The sequence below is a fragment of the Chroococcidiopsis thermalis PCC 7203 genome (genome assembly GCF_000317125.1).
GTDB lineage: Bacteria > Cyanobacteriota > Cyanobacteriia > Cyanobacteriales > Chroococcidiopsidaceae > Chroococcidiopsis > Chroococcidiopsis thermalis.
The window spans coordinates 258,009-270,910 of record NC_019695.1; the positions used below are offsets into that span (position 1 = coordinate 258,009).

Genomic DNA, 12,902 nt, shown 5'->3' on the forward strand with positions numbered 1-12,902 from the left:
TTGAGTGGAATTTATTTTGTAATTTAGTAGCTGAATCGTAGGAGAGATCGGATAGTGAGTAAAAAGTGTCGTTTTTGTGGCAACGAACTGCGATATACTTTTGCAGATTTAGGTATGTCACCTATAGCAAATGATAATTTAACTTCAGAACACTTGAATCGCGCCGAGAAGTTTTATCCACTTCATACATACGTCTGCGATCGCTGTCTTTTGGTACAGTTAGAAGAATTTGAATCTCCAGAACACATTTTTGGCGATGGTGACTATGCTTATTTTTCTTCCTATTCCGAGAGTTGGCTCAGACATGCTAAAGCTTACACTGAGTTAATGGTAGAAAGATTTAAATTTAATTCGGCTAGCCAAGTCGTTGAAATTGCTAGTAACGACGGTTACTTGCTGCAATATTTTCATCAAAAAGGTATCCCAGTTTTAGGAGTCGAACCAGCCGCAAACACTGCCAAAGCAGCAGCCGAAAAAGGAATTCCGACTTGGGTAAAATTCTTTGGCGTTAATACAGCTAAAGAAATGGTAGCAGAAGGAAAATCGGCAGACTTATTATTAGGAAATAACGTTCTGGCTCACGTTCCCGATGTGAATGACTTTATCGGTGGCATGAAAATAGTCCTGAAGCCAAATGGCATCTTGACAATGGAATTTCCTCACTTACTGCAACTAATGCAGCAAAATCAGTTTGACACGATTTATCACGAACATTTTTCTTACTACTCATTCATTACAGTAGAGAAAATGTTTGCCGCGCACGGTTTAACGTTATTTGATGTCGAAGAACTCTCGACGCATGGCGGTTCTTTACGAATTTACGGCAAGCATAGCGATGCAGTAGAGCCAGTAGTTAGCAACCGCGTCAAGCAACTGAAGGCAAAAGAAGCGGCTGCTGGGTTGGAAGATATTGAAACTTACTTGACATTTGGCGAACAAGTCAAAGCAACCAAGCGCAAGCTACTGAAATTTCTGATCGAAGCTAAATCTCAAGGAAAGAGAATCGCTGCCTACGGTGCGCCAGCTAAAGGCAATACCCTACTGAATTACTGCGGTGTGGGCAAAGACTTCATCGACTATACCGTAGATCGCAGTCCTTACAAACAAGGTTTATTCCTACCTGGAACTCATATTCCAATTCTGCATCCAGATAAAATCCGCGAAACACAGCCCGATTACGTGTTGATTTTACCCTGGAATTTGAAAGAAGAGATTATGACCCAGATGGCATATATTGCTGAATGGGGCGGACAGTTCGTCGTGCCGATTCCAGAAGTACAAGTTTATCCAGCGATTCAGCAACAGGTTTTGTCTACTATAGCTAGCTAATGCCACTATCAAGCCTATGCTTTTTACTGAAACGGCGCTCCAGGGAGCCTATATCATTGACATAGAGCCAAAAGAGGATAGTCGGGGTTTTTTTGCGCGGACTTTTTGCGATCGCGAATTTGCTGCGCTTGGCTTAGAAATTACTAACGTCCAGTGCAGCATTGCCTTCAATCATAAAAAAGGTACGTTGCGAGGAATGCATTACCAAGCGGCTCCAGCAACAGAGGCAAAGTTAGTTCGCTGCACTCAAGGAGCAATCTACGATTGTATTGTCGATTTGCGCCCCGATTCTCCCACATACTTATCTCATATCTGTGTGGAATTGACTGCCGATAATCATAGGGCGCTATACATTCCAGAAATGTTCGCTCATGGCTATCAAACTCTTGACGATAATACAGAGATAGCGTATCAGATGAATAAGTCTTATACGCCTGGATACGAGCGGGGGTTGCGCTACAACGATCCGATTTTGGATATTCAGTGGCGGCTACCAGTGAGCGAAATTTCTCGCAAAGATCTGGAATGGGATTTGCTAGAAACTGTTTTAATTAAATAGTCATCCTGTTGGAAGTGAGTCGTGAGTAGTGGGTACTGGCAATTGGCAATTGGTAGTTGGAAGTTGGTTAAGAGGTAAGGCGAGGCTGACAACTGATAACTGACTACTGATAACTATAAATGGCAACTTATAACTACAATCCACAGCAGGAAGTCATCGGGCTGTTACCAGCAGGGGGACAAGCAACCCGCATTTCTCCCTTGCCTTGTAGCAAGGAATTGTATCCGATTGGCTTTCGCTCTCAAGTAGATGGTAGCCTGCGTCCCAAAGTTGTATCTCATTACTTGCTGGAAAAGATGCAAACGGCAGGGATTCGGAAGGCTTTCTTTCTCCTACGCCCTGGAAAATGGGATATTCCTGCCTATTTTGGCGATGGCGACATCGTAGGTTTGGATTTAGGCTATCTGGTAGTCGGTTTACCCTTTGGCGTGCCATATACCCTCGATCGCGCGTATCCTTTTGTTAAAGATGCAGCGATCGCGATCGGGTTTCCCGATATTCTCTTTCAACCAGATGATACATACAAACGTTTGCTGACAAGGCTTTATGCTGGCAATGCAGATGTAGCAATCAACTTGCTACCCTTCGAGCATTCGCACAAAGGTGGTATGGTAGACTTCGACGAGCGAGGACGGGTACGACAAATTATTGAAAAACCCGCCCAAAGTGAATTGCAATACAGCTGGTGTGCGGCTGTCTGGAAACCAAGTTTTACAGAGTTTCTCCATCAATTTGTTGCTAAGTTAGAAATAGAGCGACAGAATAATTCTTCTCCACCCCGCGAAGTTCCGATTGGAGATGTTTTTCAAGCAGCAATTGATGCTGGTTTGCAAGTAGAAGCAGAAATCTGCGATCGCCAACCGTACTTAGATATCGGTACTCCAGCAGATTTACAGCGAGCCATACGCTACTTAACATCTGAGGAAATGTAGCGTTTGAAATTGATGAAAAGCTCCTCACGTATTATTCGTTCAATTTGATTCTTAGATCTCATATAAATATCTTAAGTCTCTAAAATAGATCGAATCATCCGATTTCGATTAATCTTCTACATTTTGGTCGAAAATAGTTCTGATTTGCAGAACCTGTTAAAATAATTTTGAATACATATATAAAATTAGTAACAAACTTGTTGTAGGAGTAAAATTATGGTTCAAGTTAGTCCGAGCATTCATAATTTATCTTCTTTAAGGAAATCCCTCAACTCAAACGAGATAGGACGACAAATTTATCAAACGATCTCTCGGTTATATCCAATTTGTCGTAGTATTACAGGCAATGGAGTCCGAGAAACCCTAAAAATTCTTCAAGAACACATTCCTCTAGAAATAGCAGAAATTCCTACAGGTACGGAAGTCTTTGACTGGACAATACCAAAAGAATGGAATATTAAAGATGCATATATCAAAAACTCAAGAGGTGAGAAGATCGTAGATTTTCAGGAATGCAATTTGCACGTTGTGAACTATAGCGTTCCCGTACATAAAACTGTCAGCTTATCTGAATTAAAAGCACATTTACATACGCTCCCAGAATATCCCGATCGCATTCCATATCGAACTTCTTACTACAAAGAAACTTGGGGATTTTGCTTAAGTCACACACAATTTTTATCGCTGGAAGAGGAAGAATACGAAATTTGTATCGAGTCGAGTTTAGAACCTGGGTATTTGACTTATGGCGAATATTATTTACCAGGCGAAACGCGAGAAGAAATTTTAATTTCCTGCCATACCTGCCATCCATCTTTATGTAACGATAATCTTTCCGGTATCTCATTAGCTACATTATTAGCTAAACACCTCAGTCAAATTCAACAACGAAGGTACTCTTATAGATTTCTGTTTATTCCAGGTACGATTGGTTCCGTGACCTGGTTGGCTTTAAACGAGCAAAATGTCAATAAAATTGCTCACGGTTTAGTTGTTACTGGCGTAGGTGACGCAGGAAAATATACTTATAAAAGAAGTCGCCGGGGTGATACGCAGATAGATCGAGCTGCAATCCACGTCATGCAACACTCTGGTTCGGAATATCAAGTTATTGACTTTTTTCCCTACGGCTACGACGAACGGCAATATTGTTCTCCTGGGTTTAATTTGCCAGTAGGTTGTTTCATGCGATCCTCCCACGGTCAGTATTCTGAATATCATACTTCCGCAGATAATTTGAGCTTCGTGCAGCCCGAGTATTTAGGTGATTCGTTTGCCAAATTTTTGTCAATTTTGCACGTATTAGAAAATAATCGCACTTACTTAAATCAAAATCCTAAATGCGAACCACGCCTCGGTAAAAGAGGACTGTACAGAGCTGTAGGCGGTCATGCAGAAGAACAAGTGAATGAGCTAGCTTTGTTATGGGTTCTCAACTTATCTGATGGCGAATACAGTTTATTAGACATAGCCGAGCGATCGCAACTCAGTTTTGATGTCATCAAGCAAGCAGCAGATGCTCTAGCGGGCTGCGAACTGTTGAAAGCTAAGCCAGAACCAGTTATGAAAGCATAAAGAATTTTCGTAAAATACATCTATATGTAGATGAGTCAATCTGACTGCGATCTAGACTATGACAAAGAAGATGAATCTATTGCCCAAATAGTTGAAGTTAAGATGAGTGAAGCGCTGGCGGAATTATCGGGAAAGAAAATTTTAGTCACGGGTGCGAGTGGATTTTTGGGTTCTCATTTGTGCGATCGCCTATGTCAAAATGGTGCGGAAGTTCACGCTATTTCTCGCACAGAACGCACGACAGATCGTGAATTACTGCATTGGTGGCAAGGCAATGTGGAAGATTTAGAAGTCGTGCAAAATCTATTTCAGACAATTCAGCCCCAGATAGTCTTTCATTTATCTGGGCTGATTACTGGTGTTGCTGGTTTAGAGTTGGTGTTGCCCACATTTCACAGCTTAGTAGTGAGTACTGTCAATATCTTGACAGTTGCGACTCAAATGCAGTGCGATCGCATAGTCACGATCGGCTCGTTAGAGGAACCAGAACCAAAACAAGGTGAAATTGCGCCAATTTCACCCTATTCTGCTGCTAAGTGGGCTAGTGTTGCTTACAGCCGGATGTTTCACCATCTTTACCAAACACCTGTAGTTCTGGTGCGCCCGTTTATGACCTACGGACCCAGGCAACCCATTCATAAAATTATTCCTTCCGTTACCCTATCTCTACTCCAAGGCGAAGCTCCCAAGCTAGCCAGTGGTACGCGAGAAGTTGACTGGATCTACGTTGATGATGTGATTGACGGTATGCTAGCGGCAGCAAGAGTACCTGGAGTTGAAGGATACACTTTCGATCTAGGTTCGGGTAACTTAGTTTCTATTCGTTCGCTTGTAGAACAACTGACGCAAATAATTAATCCACAAATAGAACCTTTGTTTGGTGCTTTACCCGACCGACCAGTAGAAAAAGTGCGAGTAGCAAACATAACCTTGACTTCAGATAAATTAGGCTGGCAGCCGAGAATTGCTCTAGAAACAGGCTTAGTTTCTACAGTTGATTGGTTTCGTCAGCAGTCAAAAGCCGAGCGCACTTAAAGCGCTCGTAGCTCTATACTTTTAGCCTTGATTGCCCGATGGATGAAAAATTCATACCGATCGCCGTAGTCTTGGCTAGTTGTAGCATATGCAATTTGTTATTCTAAGTTTGAAACAGGGGATCGATCGATATAGCTAGTAAAAAATAGTTAGTCAGAAATAGTAAAAAATATGACTAGTAAACAAAGAGTACAAGAACTTATCAATAGGCTAAAAGTTATTGTTGGCTTGCACCTCAGAAATCTAACTTCTTATTTATTATTTTTATGGATTGTGGCGAGGAAAAGCAAACCTTTAGCGCCCAGCCAGAAATCGGCAATTGTTTTTGCTCCTCACCAAGATGATGAAACTTTAGGCTGTGGTGGCGCGATCGCCCTCAAACGGCAGCAGGGAGTCCCAGTGAAAGTCGTGTTTATGACTGACGGGCGCTATGGTTTCCTCGATCGTATGGAAACGGCAGAAGTTATCAGCTTGCGTAAAAAAGAAGCTCAGGCTGCGCTTGATGCTCTTGGGGTTGCTGATTCAGAGATTATTTTTCTCGACCAAATCGACGGGACTTTGGCTAGCTTGACCAGTGAATCGCGCCAAAATTTAGTCGAGCAAATCGTTCAGTTGTTACAGAAAACTACGCCAGGAGAAGTGTACGTTCCTCATCGCAAAGATGTTCACGCCGATCATGAAGCAACTTACGATCTAGTCCAGACTGCGATCGCCCAGTCTGGAATGCAGATAGAGCTACTACAATATCCCATTTGGATCTTCTGGCAAAATCCTCTGTCATTTCAACTTCAGGGGAGAGATCTCGACGGCGCTTATCGACTACCGATTAATTCCGTTCGCGATCGAAAACATCAAGCTATAGAAACTTATCAATCGCAGATTCCCGGTCTCAGTCGTGGTTTCTTACGACGATTTTTTTCGCCATACGAATTATTTTTCAAACAATAAAGTCATTTCGACTTTATAGTTACAAGTTATTAAGAACAGATAATGTTCGCGGTAAACTAAAATAGTAGGCTGAATGTTTGCAGTAAACTAAAATAACAACTCTGTTTTTAGGTAAAAACAGAGTTCAGATATATGAATATTCTAATTATAGATAGCAATAGAACAGTCATGATTGCTAGATTCTTGCATCGTCTGGGGTACTACTTCAATTTTATTCTTGATAAAATTAGAGGTCGAATTAATCGGATTAAAGTTGCTTCTTTCAAGCCAGAAGGTATTGCCAAAGGAAACGCTCTAATTTCATATAACCTCGATCCATTTCTCGCCAAATCTACTGAAGCAGTTTGTAATAAGCACACCCATCATTGGGAAACTGTGGAGATGGTGAGAATCTTGTTAGATTTAGGTTATTGTGTTGACGTGATTACGTTATTTAACGATTTATTCATACCCAAAAAAAATATTCTATCGCGATCGATAGTCGGCACAATCTAGAAAGATTAGCTCCACTGCTCGATCGGGATTGTATCAGAGTTTTGTACGCTGATACAGCCCATATCATATTTCATAACGCGGCGGAGTGCAATCGATTATATGCCTTGCAACAAAGAAGAGGTATAACTTTACGCAATAACAGGTTTGAGCTACCGAATAAAGGAGTTGAGTACGCGGACTGTACTATTGTTTTAGGAAATGAATTTACGATTAATACCTTTAAATATGCTCGCAAACCGATATATCGCGTGCCAATTTCGACAACTGAAATTTATCCATTTCCCGAAGAGAAAGATTTTGCTACTTGTTGCCAGCGTTTTTTATGGTTTGGTAGTAATGGAGCAGTTCATAAAGGATTAGATCTAGTTTTAGAAGCTTTTGCAGAAATGCCAGATTGCCACTTAACTATCTGCGGTCCAGTTAGCAAAGAATTAGATTTTGAAAAAGCCTTTTATAAAGAACTTTATCATACTCCTAATATTCATACTTATGGATGGATTGATGTTAGTAGTTCTGACTTTGTAAAAATTGCTAATTCTTGTCTTGGCATTATTTATCCTTCATGTTCTGAAGGTGGCGGCGGTTGTGTAATTACCTGTATGCACGCTGGTTTAATCCCAATTGTGACTTACGAAGCTAGTGTAGATGTCAGAGATGATTATGGAGTTATTTTAAAAGAAGCTTCCATAGCAGAGATTAAAAAAGAGATTCAGAAAATCTCTAGCCTACCTCCAGCAGACTTAAAGGCAATGGCACGGCGATCGTGGGAATTTGTGAGGGCAAATCATACACGAGAGAAGTATTCTCAAGAATATCGTAGGGTAATAACAGAAATTATTGATAATTTTGGAAAATCTAAAGATTTAAATTAATTGGAAACTGCTATTTAATTTATCTCAACTAGCTTTTGAGTCAGGGAAATAATAGTTTAATTAGGTTGGTTAAAATTAGCTTATCGCTATTTCTTGAGTGACAACTTATAGGATTTTAGCAGTCAATCCAAGATTTTTTGTTGAGGCAAGTGTCTCAAAAACGATAGATTCTAAAACAGACAATCGATTAGTACTATTTTTGGGTTCGCTTCTTGAAATCGAAATAGGCATAACTGAATAGAGGAAGTCGAGCTGCAACAGAATAGCAAATAATTCTCAATAAATCGAAAATTTCCCAGGCGATCTAGGTTGTTATTTTAGACCGCATAAGCGGGCGATTTTTGAAGTGAGGATAGTTATAGAGTTTGTATAACTGACATAACTCATGCTCATCGCGATCGCCAAAATCTCAAGGGCAAAATAGCTAGACTCTAGATGCACCCTATCTCACCGAGAAAAACTACGACTTTGTGAAGAGGTAAACGGATTGTCATACAATTAAAATTGGTGAGCGATTCGTAATCGATTTATGGTTGTGTAGCTAATGCTGGTGCTTTCTAAAACATCTGTCATAGTAAGTGACAAATATTCTTGTTCTTCTTAGGAGCAATTATTTTGAGCAGAGTAACTTTGGAGAATATGGAAAAATTCTTCGATTTTATTTCAGGCATCTGCTATATTGCGAAGAAGAATGGGATTATAACTGAGAATTTTGCGCTAGAGAGATGGGCAATCATATCTGTATAATCCGCTTATACCGACTTTATACCGATTGAGAGGCTGAAATTGACTATGAATGCTGACTTGCTTGACGCGATCGCCAATTCCGAAGCTTGGTGCGCCCGTAAGCAACTCGCTCTCTCAAGAAACATGATATGCAAATGACTTGCTAGCTTTGGTTGACAATGCTAAGTTCTTCCCATGCTAGGTTGGATTGCGCCACACTAGCTTGTAAGTGCCAAAATGTGACGGCAGCAGGCGTAAAGGCTCTCGCTAGAGCGTAATATTAATTGTTAATTTGGTCATGGGCTTAGATGATATCAGATCGTTTGCCAAAACAAGATAACTCTGTAGCTACACCTGCACGTATTGACTGCGTTGGTATGGGGTGGTTTCCGCACGCGCCAGGAGGACTAGACCGCTACGTATACGAACTAACGCATCATCTAGCTGCGGCAGGCGATCGCGTTACCCTATATGGTCTGGGTTTGCCAATACTAGATAACTCAGCAGTAGAGTTAGTCAATTTAGCTGCACCCGACCGTCCCCTCTGGAAGCGATTGTGGTCAACCCGTTGCAACTTTGCCGAGCGGCAACTGCAAAAACCAGATGCAATTAACCTAAATTTCGCGCTGTACAGTTTGCCATTGTTGCAGAACTTACCTAAGAACGTACCAGTGACGTTTACTTTTCACGGTCCCTGGGCATTAGAAAGCGCTCAGGAAGGCGGCAGTCAACTGAGCGTGTTGCTAAAACAGCACTTGGTAGAAAAAACGGTTTATCGTCGTTGCGATCGCTTTATCGTTCTCAGCCGTGCCTTTGGCGAGATTTTGCATCAAACATATCAAGTTCCGTGGCACAAAATTAATACCATTCCAGGTGGGGTTGACTTACAACGCTTTCAGCCCAACTTATCGCGGCAACAAGCTCGGACACATTTAAACTTTCCTTCAGAACGATTGATTCTATTCGCGCCCCGTCGCTTGGTTCACCGCATGGGTTTAGACAAGTTACTGCTAGCCCTGGCACAAATCAAGCCAAAAATTCCTGATGTCTGGTTGGCTATAGCTGGTAAAGGACCGCTCAAACCAGTTTTAGAACAACAAGTCGCAGAGATGGAACTACAAGAACACGTAAAATTTCTAGGTTTTTTACCAGACGAGCAATTACCGATTGCTTACCAAGCAGCAGATCTTTGTGTCATGCCCAGCCAATCATTGGAAGGTTTTGGTTTAACAGTTTTAGAATCTCTTGCTTGCGGTACTCCCGTGTTATGTACTCCTATAGGCGGAATGCCAGAAATTTTAGCTCCGTTTTCACCAGAATTAATTACTGATACAAGCGAGGCAACTGCGATCGCTTGGAGATTAGCGGAATTACTGACCGACCCGAGTTCGTTACCTTCTAGAGATGCTTGTCGGCAGTATGCTGCAACTCATTTTGATTGGCAGAAAATTGTATTACAAGTGCGCCAAGTCTTGTTAAGATAATGTGCCAATTATTCAACCTCAAATTTTTAAGTTCTGCTCTAGGAAAGTTAGTACTTGCTAATCGAAAGGATTAGTGGTATCGCGTAGGCTTTATATATTTTTTATAAAAGTTTTATATAGTTCGAGTATTGACTGTAAAGAAACAGTGAAAGCTGGCTAATATCGTGGTGGTTTTAGGGGATTTTGCATAACATAAGTATAAATTTGCTCGATCGTTTCCGAAATCACGTAAGTTCAACGTGTCATCTTAATTTAAGACATACAAATCTAAAACTTTTTAATTGCCAGTTTACACAAGTTGAGGTCATACTCTTGAAAATACTTGGACAGATTGATTTGTAAGTCAATTCGCCTGTAAGCAAATACATATCTCTATTAGAGATGCCAATTTGCATTTAATTCTGGATCTCATCCCTGCTTGGGGAATTGAAACACTATAGCCGTTACATGTCAACATCTAAAGCTGGAATTATGCCTAATAGCTCTACTATCGAGCGAGAGCGCCAAACTAATCAAATTTTGCGCTATAAACTGAGGTGGCGACAACAATATCTGGTTGTAAATTTAGCATCAACAAGAAAAATGTATCTCTCTAGCCTTGACAGTCAGGAATGGTTAGTAGACCGTTTAAAGCTGTCATCATTAAAGGGAGTATGCCTCGATCCCAATCTTGGGGAGGCAGAGATCGAACTATGGGCTGATGCGTGCGCTCAAACAAACAAAACAGCATTTCTGCGCTTACCACCTCAACTCAAAAGAGCAAAGCGACAAAATCTGATGGGTGGGAGATTGCAAGAGCTGCTCGACCGAGCGATCGCGGCTCTGTTAATTTTATTGCTCAGTCCTGCACTACTCGCATTGCTCTGCATATCCTGCTGGCGATCGCCAAACCCATTCACCTGCGATCGGCAGTGGTACGTGAGCCAGCAAGGTAAGCTATTCAGACTATACAAATTTCAATTAATCGCAACAGCCAATTCTAGACTACGAGAAAACGACGCACAGCACGAGTCAAAAAGTCTGCTGGAGCGTTACGGACGCTTTCGACTCGAAGATGTGGATCGATGGCTGCGTAAATATCATTTCGATAGACTGCCGAAGCTATTCAATGCTTTGCGAGGAGAGATCGGGATTGTCGAACGACGCTATCTGACTTTGGAGCAGTTGGTAAGGCTGAGTTTAGACAAAAAAGCACTTGACAAAAAGCAACTTTTAGAAGCGCGACACCAAGAACCACAGTCCGAACGCAGCATAGAAAAACTGCACTCGGTATGAGTGGAGTACAAGCACTAAGCACCAATAGTTGTTTGTTTAGCAGTTTTTGATTTAGGTGTTGTCAGAAAATACACAACTGAATCTTCAGTTCATATACAATTTCGATCTGTTAGCTACTAGCTAGCAGCTAGCACAGCGATCAACCAAGCTCTAATAGCAACATGAGAATAGATACATTCGGATGGATTGAACCAGCTAGGATGGGAAAATCCTATTCTGAGCAGCAATATCGATCGCTTCAACAGCAAGCCATAAACCCAGATCGAGTATCGAGTACTGATGGTTTGGAGTTTAGTAAATGAAAGCAATCAGAAGTCGAGTTCAGTGGGTTTTGAACGGACGTAGCTCTACTGCTGCGACTTTGCAGACAGTCATGGCAAGGATACTCGTGCTAGCCGCCAACATGGGAACTGGAATCATTACATCTAGAGCTTTGGAGCCGCAAGGAAGAGGAGAATATAATGCGATCGCCCTTTGGCCTCAGTTTTTAGCTTACCTCTTAATGTTGGGTTTACCATCCGCCATACAATACAACTTCAAGCGTCACCCAGAAAAAGAATCGGAACTTTTTTCAGCAGCTCTCGGATTGAGCATGGTACTGGGTTTGTTTGCCATGACGCTCGGCATCGTATTCATGCCAAGGTTCCTTCCACAGTACTCGGCAGATGTGATTCGCTTTGCCCAATGGTACATGATCCTAGCTCCGATCGTCCTTTTAACAGAAATTTTTTTCTCAATCCTAGAAGCAAACCAAGAATTTACCTTTGTCAATCAACTTCGTTCCCTACAACCATTATTTACTCTAGCTATTTTGGGCGCATTAGCGTTGACCGAGTGGCTGACTCCTTTGACGGCTGCTCTAGCCTACAGCATTCCTGGGTTACCTCTATTTTTTTGGATGTGGAGATACTTATGGCAGCGCTTTCACCCCCGTTGGAAAGGGTTAGGCAGTGCCTATCGATTGCTAGTCGGTTACGGCATTCGTGCTTATGGCATGAACTTACTGGGAACTCTAGCCGAGAAGATCGATCAAGCATTAGTGGTGACTATGCTATCTCCTGCTTCGATGGGTCTGTATACGCTAGCTTTGAGTGTCTCTCGAATGCTGGGTTTATTCCACAGTTCGACGATTACCGTCTTGCTACCCAAAATTGCCGCACGTCCGATTGAAGAGGTAGTGGCTTTAACGGGACGAGCAGTCCGTGTCAGTACGGCTGTCACTGTAGTCGTTGCCCTAGCGGTTTCAATCCCAATTCCTTTTTTGATTCAATTGCTTTATGGTGACAAATTTGTCGAGGCTGTTGGTGTTTTTCGCATTCTCAGCGCAGAGATCGCGATTGGAGGCGCAGCTTGGGTTTTGGCTCAAGCTTTTATGGCTGTAGGTAGACCAGGAGCGCTGACGGTTGTAGAAGCAATCAGCGTGTTGGTGACTGTACCCCTTTTGTTAATACTCATTCCCATCTACGGATTAGAAGGTGCGGGCTGGTCATTGTTAATTTCGACTATCTTTCGCCTAGTTTGCTTGCTTGCCGGCTACCCACTACTCTTGAAAGTACGTCCTCCCAGTTTGATTGCGACTAGAAATGATATAGATTTTTTACGGCAGGTATTTTTCCATCAGTGAGGATGGCTCAAATTGTTCCCGCGATCGCGACCGATTATAAGGTATAAA

General features: G+C 41.9%; 11 protein-coding genes. All 11 read left to right on the plus strand.

Going from position 1 to position 12,902, the window contains the following annotated elements; genetic code table 11:
* Positions 1-54: 54 nt before the first annotated feature.
* The 11 genes from CHRO_RS01115 to CHRO_RS01160 all read left to right on the plus strand — a co-directional run bounded on the left by CHRO_RS01115 (position 55) and on the right by CHRO_RS01160 (position 12,854).
* Positions 55-1,329 carry a class I SAM-dependent methyltransferase gene (locus CHRO_RS01115; protein WP_015152329.1) on the plus strand — a complete coding sequence of 425 codons (1,275 nt, stop codon included), beginning with the start codon at positions 55-57 and terminating at the stop codon, positions 1,327-1,329.
* 16 nt (positions 1,330-1,345) lie between these two features.
* Positions 1,346-1,888: a dTDP-4-dehydrorhamnose 3,5-epimerase gene (gene rfbC / locus CHRO_RS01120; protein WP_015152330.1), complete on the plus strand. Its 543-nt coding sequence runs from the start codon at positions 1,346-1,348 to the stop codon at positions 1,886-1,888.
* A gap of 119 nt (positions 1,889-2,007) precedes the next feature.
* Positions 2,008-2,820 carry a nucleotidyltransferase family protein gene (locus tag CHRO_RS01125; protein ID WP_015152331.1) on the plus strand — a complete coding sequence of 271 codons (813 nt, stop codon included), beginning with the start codon at positions 2,008-2,010 and terminating at the stop codon, positions 2,818-2,820.
* Between the two features lie 216 nt (positions 2,821-3,036).
* Positions 3,037-4,395, plus strand: a complete 1,359-nt coding sequence (locus CHRO_RS01130) for a DUF4910 domain-containing protein (RefSeq protein WP_015152332.1) — start codon at positions 3,037-3,039, stop codon at positions 4,393-4,395.
* Positions 4,396-4,425: 30 nt separating this feature from the next.
* A complete protein-coding gene (locus tag CHRO_RS01135) occupies positions 4,426-5,430 on the plus strand; it encodes an NAD-dependent epimerase/dehydratase family protein (RefSeq protein ID WP_015152333.1) in 1,005 nt (334 codons plus the stop codon).
* A gap of 171 nt (positions 5,431-5,601) precedes the next feature.
* Positions 5,602-6,378 carry a PIG-L deacetylase family protein gene (locus CHRO_RS01140; protein WP_015152334.1) on the plus strand — a complete coding sequence of 259 codons (777 nt, stop codon included), beginning with the start codon at positions 5,602-5,604 and terminating at the stop codon, positions 6,376-6,378.
* A 132-nt stretch (positions 6,379-6,510) separates the two neighbouring features.
* Entirely contained in the window at positions 6,511-6,873 is a 363-nt protein-coding gene (locus tag CHRO_RS33100) for a hypothetical protein (RefSeq protein ID WP_015152335.1), read from the plus strand.
* A gap of 41 nt (positions 6,874-6,914) precedes the next feature.
* Entirely contained in the window at positions 6,915-7,745 is an 831-nt protein-coding gene (locus CHRO_RS01145) for a glycosyltransferase (RefSeq protein ID WP_015152336.1), read from the plus strand.
* A 1,034-nt stretch (positions 7,746-8,779) separates the two neighbouring features.
* Entirely contained in the window at positions 8,780-9,955 is a 1,176-nt protein-coding gene (locus CHRO_RS01150; protein ID WP_015152337.1) for a glycosyltransferase family 4 protein, read from the plus strand.
* A 447-nt stretch (positions 9,956-10,402) separates the two neighbouring features.
* Positions 10,403-11,230 (plus strand): heterocyst development glycosyltransferase HepC, encoded by an 828-nt coding sequence (gene hepC / locus CHRO_RS01155; protein ID WP_041462311.1) that lies wholly within the window; start codon positions 10,403-10,405, stop codon positions 11,228-11,230.
* A gap of 298 nt (positions 11,231-11,528) precedes the next feature.
* A complete protein-coding gene (locus CHRO_RS01160) occupies positions 11,529-12,854 on the plus strand; it encodes a lipopolysaccharide biosynthesis protein (protein ID WP_015152339.1) in 1,326 nt (441 codons plus the stop codon).
* Positions 12,855-12,902 lie beyond the last annotated feature (48 nt).